The sequence below is a fragment of the Nocardia sp. 348MFTsu5.1 genome (assembly GCF_000383535.1).
Classification (GTDB): Bacteria; Actinomycetota; Actinomycetes; order Mycobacteriales; family Mycobacteriaceae; genus Williamsia; species Williamsia faeni.
The window spans coordinates 38,474-56,151 of the sequence record NZ_KB911526.1; the positions used below are offsets into that span (position 1 = coordinate 38,474).

Genomic DNA, 17,678 nt, shown 5'->3' on the forward strand with positions numbered 1-17,678 from the left:
CGTAGATGACCAAAGTTCGCGAAGAGATTGCGATAGCGGCCCGCCCGGCGTCGGTGTGGTCGGTCATAGGGTCTCCCGGGGCACTCTCGCAGTGGCATCCCGGTATCGACTCGTCGTCCGAATCGAACGGATCGCGACACTGCACGATGGTGGGCGGGGTGAGGTTACCGAGTTGATCGTCGAGCACTCCGACGAAGATCGGTATTACGTATACGCGGTCGAAGGGAACCAGTTCGGGATGGTGGACTACCGATCCCGGATTCAGGTGGAGGATGCCGGTGAGGGTTCTCGGGTCGTGTGGTCGGGCGAATTCGAAGCCGCCCGACCGAACACCGCCGGCCGCCTGGTTGAAGCAATCGCCTCGTCATATCGCGCCGGGCTCGAGTCGCTGCGGGATCGACTCGAGTCCGCGACTCGTTCGAATTGAAGTAGCCGCAGTCGGCGATCGAGTAGTCGACTACTCACGACGTGCTGCCGTCGCTCGACTAGCGTCGGAACCAGTCGACAGCATCGCACGTGCAGGCCGGAGCTGCGGCTACGGATCTCCGATTGCCGTCAGCAGGAGCTTGCACCGACGCGCAGAGGTCTGACGATGAGCCAGCAGGAGCAACAAGCACTCGATTCCGTGTACGCACTCGACAACGTGCTGACTATCAATATCTCGATGCCGCAATCCGACTGGGAAGCAGTGCGCACTGAACAGCCGAAAGGCGGGAGGTGCAACTTCGACTGGACCGACGGCGCCCGGTACACGTGGCGAAAGGCAACGTCGGTCGAAATAGTGGGCACCAAGTTTCCCGCGCGGACCACCTTCACCGAGGTCGGCATCAAGAAGAAGTCGTTCTGCGGCTCGATCAGCAGCGAAAAGCCATGCCTTCACATCGATTTCGGAAAATTTCGGAAGGCCAATACTGCAGTGGCCGCGCAGCTGATCGGGTCACGCTATCTGACGATGAACAATTCCATCCAGGATCCGTCCTACATTCGACAGCCACTGGGTTACAAACTGTTTGAGATGGCCGGCTTGCCGTACTCGCGCTGCAACTTCGCCAGGGTCTTCGTGAACGGCACCCCAATCGGTCAAGGTTTCGCCGGCGTCAACAGTCCGGGCGTTTTCGTCAACGCCGAACCGATCATGCCGCGCTACATCGAGCGCAACTTCAACGGCAACATGAAAGGGAACCTGTACGAACTCGAACACAACGACGATTTCGTCGGCGGACGGTTCAAGTTCATCGGGGTGGAGTCGCTTTCTGAGTTCGACGACAAGGCCGATCTGCGGTTCGCCATCGACCATATCGACGAACATGGATTGGCCGGGGCGAGCGAGGTATTCGACCTGGATCAGTTCATTCGACTCAACGCGATGGAATTCTTTCTGAAGCACTGGGACGGTTACTCCAGAAACACCAACAACACCTACGTCTACAACGACACGACCGCCGTGGCAGCACCAGGTGTGGGCAACGTCAATTTCAAGATGATTCCCTGGGGCCTCGACCAGACTCTCCAGGCCACCCGACATTTCAAGCTCGACACCACTGGACTGATCGCGAAGCTCGTGCGCAACGACTCAGCACGCCGGGCGCAATTGCTCGATCAAATCGTGACGTATCGGGAAACGGTGTTCGGTCGTGCTGCGCAGGAGACTGTGTTGACTCCGATGATTCTGAAGATGGAGGCGCTGCTGACCGGACTGGGTGTGCCCAACGTGCCAGCGGAGCTGGGGTCGGTGCGAAAGCAGCTGCGATTGGCCGGATCGGCCGGCTATCTGTGCGCCGGACTGCCCGACGCCGACGGGGCCTACATTCGCGACGACACCACCAACGACTGTCTGCATGCCGGCAACACCGAGGGGATTCCGAAAGATATACCGGATCCGGTCAATTTCGAGGTGGTCCATCGCCCCCGTCCGGCCGTGGTGGACGATTCGGATCTGTGGTGCTTCGACGATCTCGGATCCGGAAAGTCGGTGACCAGCAAGGCTTTCGGACGTTTTCTCCATGCGAGCTCGATTGTGTCCAGCCAAGGGAACAAACTGCTCTACACAGGTCCGGCGAACAACAGCGAGAGTGCTGAAGAGTTTTCGGTCGTTCCCCTCGATTCTCCGGACAAGTTCACCTTCAGCGGCTATTTCAACCTGGTCAGCAAACGGACCGGTCTGAGTACGAGGTTCGGGACCGACACCACGCCGTCAGGGAAACCGAGAGTTCATCAGGAGACCGGCGACTTCAAACTGTTCTTCACCTGATCGGGTCAACCGAGCACCGCATACCCACCGTCGTCGTCGACAATCAGGAGCTTGTTTTCGCCGCCACTCGAGAATGTCGTGATGCCCTCCGGCTTCATGGACCGGTGGAAGGCAACATCAAGCAATTGGACATCATCGTCACAGCCGTTCCAGGTGCACAGCTGAAACGGTTCGTCGTCTCGACTGATCGTGCGCCCCAACAGGATCAGGAATTCTCCGGTTCGCTCGTCGTAGGTAAGATCGCGAACCCCCTGTCGCGCGCCCGCGCGCGGGATGCGGGCGTGCAGGATTGAGGAAGCCTCGAGCGACGCCGTCGTCCACGGGGCTGTGCTGGCGCCGACGCGGATCGCCACGACCGCGATTCTTCCGGGATTTATCGGCCCCCGCAGGCCGAGCACGAGCGCACTCACCCGCGGATCCCAGGCCAGGCCTTCGATGTTCAGCCCGCCCGCGTCCGGTTCGCGGTCGCCGGCAACGGCGAGCGAGGGTTCGTGGGTAAGTAGCCACGCGCGGAATCCGTGCATGGCTTCCGCATGCAAGTCGCCGTCGGGGTTGTAGCGAACTCGTACCAGCCCGTCGTAGACCCTTTTTCGTCCGGACCCGTCGGCGCCGGCGACACCGAGCGACGATCCGATGACGAGGTAGGTGTCACCCTGGCTTTCTACGCTGGCGAGGCCTTCGGGGTCCTGCAACATCCCATCGGTCACACCGACCAGTGGGCGTCGCCGGATTCTGCCGACTTCTGCGCCGTCGTCGTCGAGAGCGAATTCGAAGAGCGCACCCGGGTCCCGATTGTCGATGAAGACGAACCGCCCCGGCCCCACCAGCGCGACCCCAGAGGCATTGAACGGAACCTTGCCGTTCTTCTCACGGAATGGCGTCGACCTGACCTTTTTCCGTTTGCCAACATGGCCCGCACCGGTCCACTGGTCCACGTCATCCTCCAACCACCGCTGGGGATCAGCTTGTACCCGAAATTGAAACATCTTTCCCGGTCGTCGTCACTGACACGACGTCAGCACACACGCCCCCGCCTCCGCCGACCGTGCCGATCCGACCGCCGAGCGTGCCTTCGTTGCCGCCGAGTGTGCCGAAAATGCCAATGCTGCAACAGCTTTGGCACGCTCGACGGTGATTTCGGCACGCTCGGCGGGGTCGGGGCGGGGGTCGGGGTGGGATGCAGCTCGATCTTTCGCCTGACTGGTACTTGACAAGCGGGTGTGACTGGCCGCACAGTGTGAGTACGCAATGCGAACGTTAAGTACGCAATGCGTACACCTAACTTAGCAACCAGGGAGACCCCAATGACAGCCACCGAGTTCAACAGCCCGTCCGCGGTCGGTTCCGGCACTGCTGCCACCGACAAGTTCAAGAACGAACGCGTCAGCGCAGACACCTCACCCGAGCGGGTTGCCGCCATCGCAAAAGATGCCCTGTCGGCGCTCCACAAGGTGATCCTCGACCACAACGTCACCTACCCCGAGTACCGCGTGCTCAAGCAGTGGCTGATCGACGTCGGCGAGGGTGGCGAGTGGCCCCTGTTCCTCGACGTGTTCATCGAGCACGCCGTCGAAGAGGTCCTCGCCCGCAGTCGCAAGGGCACCAAGGGCACCATCGAGGGTCCGTACTACGTGGCAAACGCACCTGAATTGCCGTCTGTCTGCACGCTGCCGATGCGCGATGTCGATCGCGAGCAGACCCAACTGGTGTTCGGCGGTCAGGTCACCGACCTCGACGGCAAGGGCATCGACGGCGCCATCATCGAACTCTGGCATGCGGACGCAGACGGCTACTACTCGCAGTTTGCCGATCATCTGCCGGAGTGGAATCTGCGCGGCAAGATCATCACCGACTCCGAGGGTCGCTACGAGATCACCACGATTCAGCCTGCGCCGTACCAGATTCCGACCGATGGTCCGACCGGTCAGTTCATCCTCGCCCAGAACGGGCATCCGTGGCGGCCGGCACATCTGCACCTGATCGTTTCGGCGCCGGGCAAGGAATCCGTCACCACCCAGCTCTACTTCGAGGGTGGGGAATGGCTCGACTCCGATGTCGCCTCGGCCACCAAGCCGGAGCTGATCCTGTCGCCGACAGCCGGGGACGACGGCAAGAACCACGTCGACTATAACTTTGCGCTTGACCCGGCAGGAGAGTAAAAACCGGTGCCTGACCTGAAAATCGTTGAGGTCCAGACCCGGATCATCGACGTACCCCTGGTTCGCAGCCACAAGTTCGCGACCACATCGATGGATGCCCAGCCGATCCTGCTGGTGTCGATCAAGACCGACGGTGGAGTGGTCGGTCACGGTGAAGGTGTTGTGCCCGGCGGTCCGTGGTGGGGCGGTGAATCGGTCGAGACCATGAAGGTCATCGTCGACCGATACATCACCCCGATTCTGTTGGGCCGCACCGTGGATGACCTCACCAAGATCATGCTCGACATCGAGCGGGTGGTGGCGAATGCGCGGTTTGCGAAGGCGTCGGTCGAGATCGCGCTGCACGATGCCTGGGCGAGGTGCCTGAATGTCCCGGTGCACACACTGCTGGGCGGGGCGTTCCGGAACAGCGTCGACGTGACCTGGGCGCTCGGCGCCGCACCGGTCGCCGAGATTCTCGACGAGGCCACGGAAAAGCTCGGCAGCCGTATGCATTTCAGTTTCAAACTGAAGATGGGTGCCCTCGAACCGGAGGTCGACACCCGGCGGATCCTCGCCATCGTCGACGGATTGGACGGACGTGCGGGCGTGCGCGTCGATGTCAACGCTCGCTGGGATCGGTTCACCGCGTTGAAGTATCTGCCGCGCTTGGCCGACGGCGGAGTCGAACTCATCGAACAGCCGACGCCGGGGGAGCAGATCGATGTGCTCGCCGAGCTGAATCATCTGTTGCCGGTGCCGATCATGGCTGACGAGAGTGTCAGCACACCCCACGACGCCCTCGAGGTGGTCCGGCAGGGTGCCGCCGACGTCATCGCAATCAAGACCACCAAATGTGGTGGTCTCTCGAAGAGCCGTGAAATCGCCGCCATCGCAAAAGCTGCCGGCATCGCCTGCCACGGAGCGACCTCGATCGAAGGCCCGATCGGCACCGCGGCATCGATCCACTTCGCGTGTAGCGAGCCGGGCATCAATTTCGGGACCGAACTGTTCGGGCCGCTGCTGTTTGCGGTGGATATCCTCTCCGAACCCCTGCGATACGGAGACGGCAAGGTCCAGTTGCCCGAAGGTCCGGGGCTCGGTGTCGAACTCGACATGGACATGGTCGACAAACTGACCCGGAACTGACCACCGCGATCTGAAAGGCAATACTGCTATGGCACTTTTCCATGTGCGGATGGACGTCGACATCCCCCTCGACCTCGATCCGGGGCTTCGCACACAGACGCTCGCCAAAGAGAAGGCATACTCGCAAGATCTGCAGCGGCAGGGCAAGTGGGTCCACATCTGGCGGATCGCCGGAAAATACAGCAACGTCAGCATCTTTGACGTCGAGTCACCCGACGAACTCCACGATCTGCTGTGGAACCTGCCACTGTTCCCCTACATGACCATCGACATCATGCCACTGGCGAAGCACCCGTCGTCGATCAAGTAGTCGCCGCCGTCCACAAACCCACCAGATCTGGTCAAACCCACGAGTCGCAAACCCTTGGTTTTGATCAGATCTGGTGGGTTTGTTGCTGTCCACAGTCCGATAGTGCATCAACAGGGTTCGGCGAACTGCACTTGCTGCAGACCTGAAACCAGGTTCGGCCACCGATGATCTGTGCATGGACCTCACACCTGACGAAGACGGCCTGATCCGCCGGGCAAGACATCTGCATGGTGGTGGTGACGATTCCCAACTCCGCGGTGCCAAAAGACACGGGACGGTGGTTCGCGTCACCCGCGGTGTCTATCGTCCGGTCGAGCCCGACGAGACCACGCGCGACCCCGATTTCGACGAGAAGTACCGCGAACTCGTTGTCGCTGTCGCCGGCCGGACCAAACATCGGGTGATCAGCCACTCCTCGGCCGCAGTGCTGCACGGTTTGAACCAACTCGCTCCTGACCAACGTCGAGTCCACTTCTATGTGACCGGCGGTGGCCGCCGCGGACGCGAGGTCCATTTGCACGAATACGCATTGAGCGCCGATGATGTCACCGTCATCGATGGGGTGTTGCTGACCAAACTGGCACTGACCGCGTGCGACATCGCGCGGCAGGGGTCCTTCGTCCAAGCGGTAGTGGTTCTCGATCACGCACTGCGTCTCGGTGTCACCCGCGAGGAACTCAGGTCAATCACGAAGCGATTCGCGACAACCAAGGGCATTGCGACACTGAGGCGAGCACTCGACGTCGCCGATACGAATTCTGAATCGGTCGGTGAATCCCTCAGCCGCGCCCTCATGATCGAGTGGTGCGATATACCGGTCCCAGACTTGCAGACGGAGTATCGCGACGAAAACGGCGAGCTGATTGCCCGCGTCGACTTCGACTGGGAAGGCAAAGTCGTCGGTGAGTTCGACGGGAAGGTCAAGTACCAGAAGCACAGACGCCCAGGTGAATCCGTCACCGACGTGGTGATCCGAGAAAAACTGAGGGAAGACCGACTTCGTGATGAGGGAGTGACCGTGGTGCGCTGGGTGTGGGACGACTTCAGGAAGCCGGCGGTCTTACGCGCCCGGATCCGCAAGGCGCTCGCGCGGGCCGAGGTCATCTAGCGACGCAAACCCACCAAATCTGGTCAAACCCACGGGTTTGAGGCTCATGGATTTGACCAGATTTGGTGGGTTTGTGGGCTAAAGGATCAGGCGGGGATCGGGGTGTCGATGAGGATGGTGGTGGCGGTTTTGGCCCGGACATCGTCGACGGTCACGTCGGGTGCGAGTTCGACCAGGCGGACACCCTCGGGTGTGATGTCGAGAACCGCGAGATCGGTGATGATCCTTTGGACGCAGGCTTTTCCGGTCAGGGGTAGCTCGCAGGTGTCGAGGATTTTCGGGGCGCCTTTGCGGGTGACGTGATCCATCATCACGATGACTTTGCGGGCGCCGTGGACCAGATCCATCGCGCCGCCCATACCTTTCACCATCTGGCCGGGGACCATCCAGTTCGCCAGATCGCCGCCGGCACTGACCTGCATCGCGCCCAGGACCGCGACATCGACGTGACCGCCGCGGATCATCCCGAACGATGCGGCCGAGTCGAAGTAGGACGCGCCCGGGTTGACGGTGATCGTCTCCTTGCCGGCGTTGATCAGCTCCGGGTCGACTTCGTCTTCCGTCGGGTACGGTCCGACGCCGAGAACACCGTTCTCCGAGTGCAATTCGACGGAGATGTCCGGCGGGAGGAAGCTCGGGACGAGCGTCGGCATGCCGATGCCGAGGTTGACGTACTGTCCGTCCTCGAGTTCGGCGGCCACCCGTGCGGCCATCTGTTCGCGTGTCCAGCTCATGCTCGTACCGTCCTGTTCTCGATGCCGACCTCGACCTTCCCGACGTGAACCACGCGTTGGACGTGGATGCCCGGGATGTGCACCTGGTCGGGATCGATGTCGCCGGGTTCGACGAGCTCTTCGACCTGGGCGATGGTGATACGCCCGGCGGTCGCGGCCGGCGGATTGAAATTGCGTGCGCTGCGGCGGAAGACGAGATTGCCGTGCCGGTCGCCCTTCCAGGCGTGCACCAGCGCGTAGTCGGTCACGATGCCACGCTCGAGGACATAGGTCTGGCCGTCGAACTCGCGCGTTTCCTTCGGGGGACTGGCCAGCAGGACACCGCCCGCACCGTCGTAGCGCAACGGCAGTCCACCTTCGGCGACCGGGGTGCCGACGCCGGCCGGGGTGAAGAACGCGGAGATGCCGGCACCTCCGGCGCGGAGACGTTCGGCGAGGGTGCCCTGTGGCGTTAGTTCGACCTCGAGTTCGCCGGATAGGTATTGCCGCGCGAACTCCTCGTTGGATCCCACATAGGACGAGATCGTCCGCCGGATGCGGTGTTCGTTGAGCAGGAGGCCCAGGCCGAAACCGTTGGTGCCGCAGTTGTTGCTCACCGTCTCGAGGTCGGTGGCGCCCTGTTCGAGCAGCGCTTTGATGAGAACTTCGGGGACGCCGACGAGTCCGAAGCCGCCGACGGCGAGCGATGCGCCGTCAGGGATGTCGCTGACGGCCTGGGATGCGGTGCTGATGACTTTGTCGAGCATGTGGACACCGTAGCGTCCGTACGCATATAGTACAAGTGTACGACCAGCGTACAGCGGCGAAAGGGTGACGATGTCCGTCCAGCTAGGCCATGTGGTGAGCGGTACCGACGACTCCGCGCAGACTGTTGTGCTCCTCGGATCTCTCGGTTCGACCAGCGCGATGTGGGATCCGCAGCGTCAGGCCTTGGCGGATGACGGATTCCGTGTCATTGCGATGGATCTGCGTGGACACGGAGACTCGCCGACGCCCCCAGGTCCGTACAGCGTCGCCGAATTGGCCGACGACGTGATCGCGACCCTGGACTCATTGGGTGTCAGCGCATTTCACGTTGTGGGTCTCTCACTCGGTGGTGCGGTCGCGCAACAACTCGCGATCTCGTATCCCGCTCGCGTCACCACTCTGGCGTTGCTGTGCACCGCCGCCAAGTTCGGTGAGCCCGACGGCTGGTTCGATCGGGCGGCAACGGTGCGGGCGCAGGGGACCGCGGCCATCGCCGATGCGGTTGTCGCACGCTGGTTCACCATGGATCTCGCCGGCAGCGACACCTTGCTGGTGCACGCAGCCCTCGACATGGTCACGGGCACGGACGACGAGGGTTACGCGGCGTGTTGTGATGCGCTGGCGCACTGGGATTCACGCGACGACCTCGCCGCGATCGGTGCCCCCACGCTGGCTATCGCCGGAGCCCAGGATCCGTCGACCCCGCCGGCGACACTGCAGGTACTGGTCGACGGGATCGCAGGCTCTCGTCTCGAAATCCTCGACCCGGGAGCGCATCTGGTGAATCAAGAGCAACCCACCGCGGTGTCCGCGCTCCTCCGCGATCACATCCTGCGCTCATGACGGCCGGCTCCGGTGACCACGTCCAGTCCCTCGCCCGTGGGCTGGCGGTGATCCGTGCGTTCGACGCCGAACATCCACGGCAGAGTGCCAGCGAGATCGCGTCGTCCACCGGGTTGTCCCGGCCGGCGGCCCGGCGCTTCCTGCTCACCCTTGCCGACCTCGGATACGTCCGATCCGACGGGACGGTCTTCTGGCTCACCCCGCGTGTTCTGGACCTCGGCTACAGCTACCTGTCGAGCCTGTCGCTGCCGGAGATCGCGGGTCCGCATCTCGAAGCCCTCACCGCGAGGGTGCACGAATCGGCGTCGGTCTCGATCCTCGACGGCGACGACATCGTCTACGTCGCACGTGTTCCGGTGAGCCGGATCATGGCGGTGTCCATCACGATCGGCACCCGGTTCCCGGCATACGCAACGTCGATGGGACGGGTTCTGCTCGCCGATCTGTCGCCGGCGGACCTCGACGAGCACCTCGAGCGGGTGTCACCCGTGGCATTGACCGAACACACCAAGCTCACGACCGCCGAACTGCGTGACGCGATCGAGCGGGCCCGGCTCGACGGATTTTGCATCGTCGAGGAGGAACTCGAATTGGGTCTGCGTTCCCTGGCCGCTCCGGTGCACGGGCGGGACGGCTCGGTGATCGCTGCGGTCAACATATCCACCCAGTCGGCGCGCTACAGCCTTGATGCCGTGCGCGGCGATCTACTACCCGAATTGCTGAAAGCCGCGTCGGCGATGACCGCTGACCTGACCCGCGCCTCATCTGCGCTCTGATCGACCAACCAGGAGGACCATCATGCCCGACGCCGTCATCTGCGAACCCCTGCGTACCCCGGTGGGCCGCTTCGGTGGACAGTTCAAAGACATTGCACCACAGTCACTTGCGGCAACCGTCATCAGCGAGCTCATGAATCGGACGGGAATCTTCCCGGATCAGGTCGACGACGTGATCCTCGGTCAGGGCACACCAAATGGTGAAGCGCCCGCAATCGGCCGGGTTGCCGCGCTCGATGCCGGGCTGGGTATCGGGGCGCCTGGCATGCAGGTCGACCGTCGGTGCGGATCGGGCCTGCAGGCGGTGTTGCAGGCGTGCATGCAGGTCGCCACGGGTGCCAGTGATCTGGTGATCGCCGGTGGTGCCGAATCGATGAGTCAGGCCGAGTTCTATACGGATTCGATCCGTTGGGGTGTCAAGGGATCCGGTGTCGAGTTGTCCGACCGACTGGCCCGTGCGCGGGTCACCGCCGGCGGCATCAACTTCCCGGTGCCGGGCGGGATGATCGAGACCGCCGAGAATCTACGAGCGGAGTTCGGGATCAGCCGGGCCGACCAGGATGCACTCGCGGTCGAGTCGCATCGGAAAGCTGTTGCGGCACAAACCAGTGGACTGTTCGCAGAGGAGATCGTCCCGGTGAGCGTGCCGCAGCGTCGTGGTCCGGCCGTGGTGATCGACACCGACGAGCATCCACGCGCCGACACCACGATCGAATCGCTGGCCGCCCTGCGCCCGATCCGCGTGAAGGTCGACCCCGAATCGACCGTGACGGCAGGTAACGCCAGCGGTCAGAACGATGGCGCCGCGGCGTGCATCGTGACCACACCCGAGCGCGCGGCAGAACTGGGACTACGTCCGCTGGCCCGCCTGGCGGGTTGGGGTGTCAGCGGGCTGGAGCCCTCGCGGATGGGCTTTGGTCCGGTGGGCGCCGTCGCGAAGGTGCTCGGCCGACTCGGACTGACGATGGACGACATGAACCTGATCGAGCTGAATGAGGCGTTTGCCGCCCAGGTGCTGGCGGTATTGCAGGCCTGGCAACTCGATGCCGGCGACGAGCGGCTCAATCCACACGGATCGGGGATCTCGCTCGGACATCCGGTCGGGGCCACCGGTGCTCGGATCCTCGCGACCTTGTTGCATGAACTCGATCGTCGCGAGGGCCGCTACGGACTGGAGACGATGTGCATCGGTGGCGGTCAGGGGCTGGCGGCGGTGTTCGAACGCACCACCTGAGCGCCCCAGTGCTGTCCGTACTGCGTACGGTGGATCCCGCGACAACAGAAGGGGGCGGTGGTGTCCGAGGTCGGTGAAGACAGAGACCGCGACTACATCCAGAGCATCGAGCGCGGATTCGCGGTGCTCCTGGCTTTCGATGCCGATCGACCGAATCCGACGCTGGCCGAATTGGCCACTGCCACCGATCTTTCGCGTCCTGTGGTGCGCAGAATCCTGCTGACCCTGCAGCGGCTCGGTTATGTCACCGGCTCCGGCGGAAAGTGGTCGCTCACCCCGCGCGTGTTGAGCATCGGGCAGCATTACACCGCATCGCATTCGCTGGCCGACACCGCGATGCCGCACCTGCTGCGCATCGCGGAGACAACGCATGAGTCGGCGTCGTTGGGTGTACTCGACGGCCCGGACGTGGTCTATGCGGCGCGTGTCCCGGTGCGTCGGATCATGAGCATCAATGTGTCGGTGGGAACCCGGATCCCGGCGTATGCCACGTCGATGGGCCGGGTGTTGCTGGCCTGGGCATCGCCCACCGCGGTGCAATCGCTGATCGAGCAGACCGACTTCGGTCATCGCTTGACGGAGTCGACGGTGGCATCGGGTGCCGACCTCGAACGTGAACTCGAAACCGTCCGGACGCGTGGATACGCGTTGACCGAACAGGAACTCGAGGTCGGGTTGATCTCACTGGCGGCGCCGGTGCGTGATGCGGCCGGAACCGTGGTCGGCGCGCTGGCCTGCTCGACGTCGTCGGCGCGCTCAACCCCGGAATCCTTTGCGGCACAGACTGCCGACTTCCTGGTCGAGGTGGCGGCCGACCTCAGCGCGGATCTGGGTAACCGGCACCGCTGAAAGCTTCACCGTCACAGCACGACCGCCGAGCGTGCCGTCGTTGCCGCTGAGTGTGCCGAAAGTGATGGCGCACCAAGATTTTCGGCACTGTCGGCGGTGATTTCGGCACGGTCGGCGGTTGGATCGGCACGCTCGGCGGTTCGCGCGGGTGGTGCCGCTGCCAGCGGCTAGTGGTATCGATTTGCCAGGTCGACGCGGGACCGCACACCGAGTTTCGAGTAGATGCGGGTGAGGTGGTACTGCACTGTTTTGGGTGAGACGTAGAGTTCCGCGGCGACTTCTTTGTTCGAAAGTCCTTGGGCGACCAGTCGGGTGACGGCTTCTTCCTGTGGTGTCAGTTCGACGTCACTACGGGACAGCGTCGCGTTGACGCCGCCGGCCCGTAGCTCTCGGTCGCAGCGCTCGACGTACGTTGTCGCGCCAAGTGACGCGTAGATGTCGCGGGCCGCGGCCAGCACCGGGTCGGCTGACCGACGTTTGCCGGCCCGGCGCAAGGTCTGGCCGTACGCGAAGTTGATGCGGGCCAGGTCGTATCGCAGCGGCAGGCCGTCGAGCAAGGTCAATGAATTCTCGAAGGCGCGCCGGGCCCCATGGAGATCACCGGTCGCGCCGAGGAGTCGCCCGCGGGCATAGCCGAGGCGGGCCTGTGTCGACCGGTGACCGGCGTCGCGGGCGAGTTCTTCCTGTGAGTCCAAGAAGGATTCCGCGGTCGCGAGTTGTCCGTCGACCACCAGTGCATTGGCGAGCACGTCGGCCCAGGGCCAGAAACCCGGCTGTGCCAAAGCCGTTCCCGGAGACATCGCACGGACCGGGTCCAGTGCCCGGATCACGGCGCCGTAGTCGGCGTTCGCCTCGGCGATCTGTGCGCGTGCGATCAGTGCCGGGGCGCGCATGATCTCGTAGTCCTGTGTGACCGCCTCCGCGGCGCGCAGGGCGTCGCCGGCCAGATCCCAGGATCCACGTAGCACGTGGACTTGGGCGGCAGTCCATTCCAACAGTGGTGTGGCCAGCACGATTCCACTCGATTCGGCCAACTGACGCCCATCGGCGACCGTGTGCAGCGCCTGATCCCAGTCGCCGGTGAGAAACTGCAGCCTGGCCAGCCAGCCGTAGGCCCACATCGAGATTCGGGCCGAACCGCCCATATGTGCGGTCGCGACAGCAGTTTCGAGATTGGGGCGGGCGCCGTCCACGTCGTCGTTGGCGAGTTGCAGCCAGCCTCGACCGAGGCTGACGCGTTGTGCCTGGACGCCGGGGTGGACGCGTTGCCCCAGGTTGCGGTAGGCGTCATCGGCCAGATCGGGCCGGCCGGATGAGGCCAGGCCGAGGCCCCGGATGGCTTCGGCCTCGATGGCTGCGGGGGAGTCGGGTTGCGCCAAAGACAGTGCCCGGTCTGCCCATTCGACCACCTCGACGCCACCGCAACGGCTCAGCGAATGCAGGACGTGGCGCTGTGCGATGAGCGCTGCCGACGCCGGGTCAGTGGTGCTGTCGACGATGTCCCACGCCCGATTCATGCGGATCTCCGCTTCTGCGGCGCGGCCACGAACGATCGCGAGATAGGCGAGCACCGCGTCGCGCAGTGCCGTCTCGGTCAACGCCTCGAGGTCCGGGACCAGCGCGAGTGCAGCTGCGATATCGCCGGCTGCCACCAGGGAATCCGCTGTTCGGATCAATCTGTCCTCGCGCAGCGACCGGTCGGTCGAGAGGCGAAAGGCCTCTCTGAACAGTCCGGCTGCTTCGGCCCAGGCGCCGGCGTTACCACGTTCGCGCGCCAGGGCATCAGTGGCATCGGCCAGCGCTTGATCGGGCGTGGCGGTGGCGCTCACGCGGTGGATCAGGCTGCGTACCGGGTCGTCGACAACGTCGGCGGCCCGCAGATGGGCACGTCCCGCTGCGGCGGCACCCATGATGTCGAGGACCGCGACCCGGGTGATCCGATCGCGGATAGCGGCGGTGCGGGAACGCGACGGCTCGGGTGCATCGATCAGAAGTCCGGCAGCCTTGCCTTCGTCGATGGCGATCAGTGGTGTCGTCGAATCAGCAAGTGCCGCAGCTTCGGTGAAGAAACCGCGCTCACCCAGGATGGCCAATGCCTCGACCAGCGACCGTCCCTGTGGACCACAGTCGTCGAGTTGCTTCCGCACGCGCGACACCACCGATGACGGTGCTGGGAGCGCTGCGCCCGGGTGGGTCCATACCTGCGCGGGTAACTCGTCGAGCAGCGCCGTGACATAACGCGGGTTGCCACCGGTGTGGACGGCCAGCGCCGGCACCATCGCCGGATGGACCACCACCCCTCGGCCGCGGGCGAGTTCGCCGATCGCGGCGGAGTCGAGGCTGCAGAGCACGATGATGTCGGATGCGAGGTCGACCGCCGATGCGGCCGGGTCGGTGATCGTCAGCACCACCAGCATCGGAACGTCGCGATGATGCCGCACCGCGGTGGTCAGTGCCTGCAGAGACAGCTCGTCGGATTGTTCGGCGTCGTCGATGATGACAAGGCCTTGATTGGTGGAAGATGTTGCGGCAGTGACATGGTCGACAATCTGCGTGGCGACATCCAGCGGGTTGCCGGACAGGTCCTGCTGGAAGAGTTGGTGCAACACCGCACCAGGACTCGAGGTCTCCCATGGTGCGGTGGTCGCCGACCACACCGGGCCGCCGTGTCGGTCGGCAAGCGCCTGCACCAACGTCGACTTCCCGATGCCGTTGTCTCCGCGCACCGCGACGATCAACGCGCCGTCAGTTGCGGTCGCGGCGAGCTGCGCAGCCAGCACACCGAGTTCACGGTCGCGCCCGACACACACCGTCGCGGACCTCATCGGTCCATTCTATTGCCGGGTCGTCCGGCGTCCGGCGCGTTTGCCGGATGCGGACCCTCCCGAATCATCCGCAGTCGCCGCCGGCGACGGGGAGGACTGTTCCGGTGATGTACGAGGCTTCGTCCGATGCCAGGAAGCAGATGGCGGCGGCCTGTTCATCGAGCGTGCCGTACCGCTTCATCAGCGACGATGAGATCGTCTGGTCCACATGGGCCTGCAGCCATGCGCGTTGGGTCTCATCCACCGGCTCCGGTGTGCCGCGCGAAATGCGGCGCGGCGGGGCCTCCGTACCACCGGGTGCGGTGGCCACGACGCGGACACCGGCATCGGCGTATTCCATCGCGAGCGAGGCCGTGATCGCGTTGATCCCGCCCTTGGCTGCCGAGTATGGGATGCGATGGATGCCACGCGTGGCAGCGGACGACACGTTGACGATCACGCCGCGACCACGATTCACCATCGCCGGCAGCGCGGCGCGGCAGGCGTAGAGCGTGGTCAGCAATGAGCGATCGAGCTCGGAGCGGATTTCGGCATCGGTGAACTCGATAAACGGCTTGAAATTGATCGCGCCACCGACATTGTTGATCAGGACATCCACTTGCCCGAACGCCGACAGTGTCTGGTGGACAACGGACTCCGCGCCCTCCCAGTGCTCCAGATCCGCGGTCACGGCAATGGCATTGGCGCCGCCGGCGGTGAGCTCGTCAGCGAGTTCCTTGACGAGTTCGGACCGGTCGACCAGGACGAGCAGTCCACCCTCGGCGCTGATGCGGCGTGCGGTCTGTTCGCCGATGCCCTGCGCGGCACCGGTGACCACCACGACCTGTCCGGTGAACCGGCCAGGTGTGACAAAGCGCGGAGCGTGGGCGGCGAGGTTGTCGGCCATGGCCCGGCGCATCGTCTGCTTGGACCTGTCGGCATGCGCGATGATCAGCGATCGAGCGGTGTCGCGGTCACCGGCCTCGAAGGCGGCAACGATGTCGAGGTGGTCCTGCGCGCACAGCGAGTGGCACCACGTCGCGTTGCGCAGTACCTCGGTCATCCGGCCTTTGACGCCCAGGGCCTTGTAGGCCTGCAACAGATGCTCGTTGCCGGTGAGGGTGAACAGGTAGTCGTGGAATGCCGCGTTGGTCTCGGTGTACTCGGCCGCATCGACGAAATGCTCACCCGATACGTACGGAACCGTGGACTCGGCGAGCAGGCGGTAGCCGGCCAGCTGTTGAGTGTTCAAGCGCCCCAACGTCACTTCGAGTGCACCGAGTTCGAGTGCCGAGCGGGCCTCGAATATCGCATCGGATTCGTGGACGGCCGGATGATCCTCACCGATCTGGTAACCGCCGGTGCCGACGGTGATGGCGCTTGTCGCGGCAGGCGCCTCCTGTGCCGGGGGCGCCGGTGCCTCGATGTCCGGGGCGACCACCCGAAGGGGTGCGGTGGCCGGTTCGACGGTCTTGTCCACGGGGAACATGTCCTGACCGGCGATTCGCCGTGGCGTATCGCCCTCGTCGGTGACAGTGACCGACCTCGTCCACGGTTCGATCCGGGTCGCCGGCAACATCGTCTGCGCGGCAACGGAGCGCGCGTCCGGCGCCAGGATGATCTCCTCGTCGTCGGCTGACTTTCTTGCAGGAGAAGCTGTTTCGGGAGTTGTAGCCGTTCCGGCGGGTGCGGCGAGGGCAAACTTCTCGTAGTAGAAGCCGGTGGGTGCGATACCCGCGTCCCGGACGTGTGTGCGTGCCGCCTCCACCATCGGCGGCGGACCGCAGAGATACATCGCCACGTCGCCGTCGTTCAGATGCTGTGGCGTGATCAGGCTCATCACGTAGCCCTTGTTCTTCGCGGCACTCGACGGATCGGAGACACAGTGATCCCACGTGAATCCTTCGAGGGCGCCCGAGAGTTCATCGAGGACCGACGTCTCCACGAGGTCGTCGTCAGAGCTCACCCCGTAGATCAGGTGGGCTCGTCGGCTGCTGCCGTCGGTGGTGAGCTTGCGCAGCATCGACAGGATCGGCGCCAGCCCGGTCCCGCCGGCAAGCATCAGGATCGGCCGGTCGCTCTCACGGAGAAAGAACGAGCCATGCGGTCCGGTGAAGGTGAGTGTGTCGCCGACCCGGGCCCGGTCGGTGAGGTAGTCCGACATCGCGCCGCCGGGACTGAGCTTGACCAGGAAGCTGAGCCGCTCGTCGTCCGGATTGTTGCTGAACGAATAGCTGCGGGTGACGTCGGTGCCGGGAACCGAGATGTTGACATATTGCCCGGGCAGGAAGGCCAGCGATGAACGATTGGCCACCTCGACGCCGAATCGCACCGTGGTCGGCGAGATCCGGTCCAGCTCCACAAGTGTGGACTCGAACGTGGCCGCCTCGGTCTTCGCGATCGCGGACGTGGCAGCGATCTGGAGGACCAGATCCGATCGTGGCTTCATGCTGCACGGCAAGGTGTATCCGGCCGCCGCCTCGTCGTCGGACAGGGCATCGGAAATGTATGTGCCACCGTCGAACTCGCCGGATTCACAGAATGCCTTGCACGTACCGCAGGCGCCGTCGCGACAGTCCAGCGGAATGTTGATGCGCTGCCGGTACGACGCGTCAGCCACCGTCTGATCTTCCCGGCAGGTGATGAAGCGGGTGACGCCGTCTTCGAACGCCAGCGCGACCTGATGGCCGGTGGTACCGCTGGGCGCCTCCTGTGTGGTGGTCATGTCAGTTCCC

General features: G+C 64.1%; 14 protein-coding genes and 1 pseudogene. 10 read left to right on the top strand and 5 right to left on the bottom strand.

All coding sequences use genetic code 11. From position 1 onward, the window contains the following. Positions 1-5: 5 nt before the first annotated feature. Positions 6-427: pseudogene (locus tag H290_RS30410) on the top strand (SRPBCC family protein). Between the two features lie 165 nt (positions 428-592). Next, a complete protein-coding gene (locus H290_RS0124830; protein WP_020109557.1) occupies positions 593-2,251 on the top strand; it encodes a CotH kinase family protein in 1,659 nt (552 codons plus the stop codon). A 5-nt stretch (positions 2,252-2,256) separates the two neighbouring features. Here the strand turns inward: H290_RS0124830 and H290_RS0124835 are convergent, their stop codons facing one another. Beyond that, on the bottom strand, positions 2,257-3,186 hold the full coding sequence (locus H290_RS0124835; RefSeq protein ID WP_020109558.1) for a DUF3616 domain-containing protein: 930 nt from the start codon (positions 3,184-3,186) through the stop codon (positions 2,257-2,259). A gap of 369 nt (positions 3,187-3,555) precedes the next feature. Between H290_RS0124835 and catA the strand changes: the two genes are divergently transcribed. The 4 genes from catA to H290_RS0124855 all read left to right on the top strand — a co-directional run bounded on the left by catA (position 3,556) and on the right by H290_RS0124855 (position 6,956). Further along, on the top strand, positions 3,556-4,410 hold the full coding sequence (gene catA / locus H290_RS0124840) for a catechol 1,2-dioxygenase (RefSeq protein WP_020109559.1): 855 nt from the start codon (positions 3,556-3,558) through the stop codon (positions 4,408-4,410). Between the two features lie 6 nt (positions 4,411-4,416). Beyond that, positions 4,417-5,538 carry a muconate/chloromuconate family cycloisomerase gene (locus tag H290_RS0124845; RefSeq protein ID WP_020109560.1) on the top strand — a complete coding sequence of 374 codons (1,122 nt, stop codon included), beginning with the start codon at positions 4,417-4,419 and terminating at the stop codon, positions 5,536-5,538. Positions 5,539-5,566: 28 nt separating this feature from the next. Then, positions 5,567-5,848, top strand: a complete 282-nt coding sequence (gene catC / locus H290_RS0124850; protein ID WP_020109561.1) for a muconolactone Delta-isomerase — start codon at positions 5,567-5,569, stop codon at positions 5,846-5,848. 175 nt (positions 5,849-6,023) lie between these two features. Further along, positions 6,024-6,956 carry a hypothetical protein gene (locus H290_RS0124855; RefSeq protein WP_020109562.1) on the top strand — a complete coding sequence of 311 codons (933 nt, stop codon included), beginning with the start codon at positions 6,024-6,026 and terminating at the stop codon, positions 6,954-6,956. Between the two features lie 86 nt (positions 6,957-7,042). Here the strand turns inward: H290_RS0124855 and H290_RS0124860 are convergent, their stop codons facing one another. Both H290_RS0124860 and H290_RS0124865 read right to left on the bottom strand, forming a co-directional pair. After that, the gene (locus H290_RS0124860) at positions 7,043-7,690 is read right to left on the bottom strand and encodes a CoA transferase subunit B (RefSeq protein WP_020109563.1); all 648 of its coding nucleotides are present in this window, start codon (positions 7,688-7,690) and stop codon (positions 7,043-7,045) included. Continuing rightward, on the bottom strand, positions 7,687-8,436 hold the full coding sequence (locus tag H290_RS0124865; RefSeq protein ID WP_020109564.1) for a CoA transferase subunit A: 750 nt from the start codon (positions 8,434-8,436) through the stop codon (positions 7,687-7,689). Before H290_RS0124865 ends, H290_RS0124860 begins: the two co-directional genes overlap by 4 nt. A gap of 70 nt (positions 8,437-8,506) precedes the next feature. Here H290_RS0124865 and pcaD point away from each other — a divergent pair, with 70 nt between their 5' ends. From pcaD to H290_RS0124885, 4 genes are read left to right on the top strand one after another with little or no spacing between them, the layout of a single operon-like run. Continuing rightward, positions 8,507-9,280, top strand: a complete 774-nt coding sequence (pcaD, locus tag H290_RS29670) for a 3-oxoadipate enol-lactonase (RefSeq protein WP_036520197.1) — start codon at positions 8,507-8,509, stop codon at positions 9,278-9,280. Then, complete coding sequence (locus H290_RS0124875; protein WP_020109566.1) at positions 9,277-10,056, top strand: IclR family transcriptional regulator C-terminal domain-containing protein; 780 nt, start codon at positions 9,277-9,279, stop codon at positions 10,054-10,056. Before pcaD ends, H290_RS0124875 begins: the two co-directional genes overlap by 4 nt. Before the next feature lie 22 nt (positions 10,057-10,078). Further along, complete coding sequence (locus H290_RS0124880; RefSeq protein WP_020109567.1) at positions 10,079-11,290, top strand: acetyl-CoA C-acetyltransferase; 1,212 nt, start codon at positions 10,079-10,081, stop codon at positions 11,288-11,290. Between the two features lie 57 nt (positions 11,291-11,347). Next, positions 11,348-12,139: an IclR family transcriptional regulator C-terminal domain-containing protein gene (locus tag H290_RS0124885; protein WP_020109568.1), complete on the top strand. Its 792-nt coding sequence runs from the start codon at positions 11,348-11,350 to the stop codon at positions 12,137-12,139. 167 nt (positions 12,140-12,306) lie between these two features. On the opposite strand, the gene H290_RS0124890 is transcribed toward H290_RS0124885, so the two are convergent. Together H290_RS0124890 and benC are read right to left on the bottom strand one after the other, a co-directional pair. Further along, positions 12,307-14,964: a LuxR family transcriptional regulator gene (locus H290_RS0124890; protein ID WP_028463673.1), complete on the bottom strand. Its 2,658-nt coding sequence runs from the start codon at positions 14,962-14,964 to the stop codon at positions 12,307-12,309. A gap of 64 nt (positions 14,965-15,028) precedes the next feature. Further along, positions 15,029-17,668 carry a benzoate 1,2-dioxygenase electron transfer component BenC gene (gene benC / locus H290_RS0124895; protein WP_020109570.1) on the bottom strand — a complete coding sequence of 880 codons (2,640 nt, stop codon included), beginning with the start codon at positions 17,666-17,668 and terminating at the stop codon, positions 15,029-15,031. Between the last annotated feature and the right edge of the window lie 10 nt (positions 17,669-17,678).

Excerpts from the sequence above, each read along its gene's own strand:
- H290_RS0124860 (WP_020109563.1), bottom strand. The coding sequence starts at position 7,690 with ATGAGCTGGACACGCGAACAGATGGCCGCACGGGTGGCCGCCGAACTC.
- H290_RS0124865 (WP_020109564.1), bottom strand. The coding sequence starts at position 8,436 with ATGCTCGACAAAGTCATCAGCACCGCATCCCAGGCCGTCAGCGACATC.
- H290_RS0124890 (WP_028463673.1), bottom strand. The coding sequence starts at position 14,964 with ATGAGGTCCGCGACGGTGTGTGTCGGGCGCGACCGTGAACTCGGTGTG.
- H290_RS0124855 (WP_020109562.1), top strand. The coding sequence starts at position 6,024 with ATGGACCTCACACCTGACGAAGACGGCCTGATCCGCCGGGCAAGACAT.
- H290_RS0124875 (WP_020109566.1), top strand. The coding sequence starts at position 9,277 with ATGACGGCCGGCTCCGGTGACCACGTCCAGTCCCTCGCCCGTGGGCTG.
- H290_RS0124830 (WP_020109557.1), top strand. The coding sequence starts at position 593 with ATGAGCCAGCAGGAGCAACAAGCACTCGATTCCGTGTACGCACTCGAC.
- benC (WP_020109570.1), bottom strand. The coding sequence starts at position 17,668 with ATGACCACCACACAGGAGGCGCCCAGCGGTACCACCGGCCATCAGGTC.
- catC (WP_020109561.1), top strand. The coding sequence starts at position 5,567 with ATGGCACTTTTCCATGTGCGGATGGACGTCGACATCCCCCTCGACCTC.
- pcaD (WP_036520197.1), top strand. The coding sequence starts at position 8,507 with ATGTCCGTCCAGCTAGGCCATGTGGTGAGCGGTACCGACGACTCCGCG.
- H290_RS0124880 (WP_020109567.1), top strand. The coding sequence starts at position 10,079 with ATGCCCGACGCCGTCATCTGCGAACCCCTGCGTACCCCGGTGGGCCGC.
- catA (WP_020109559.1), top strand. The coding sequence starts at position 3,556 with ATGACAGCCACCGAGTTCAACAGCCCGTCCGCGGTCGGTTCCGGCACT.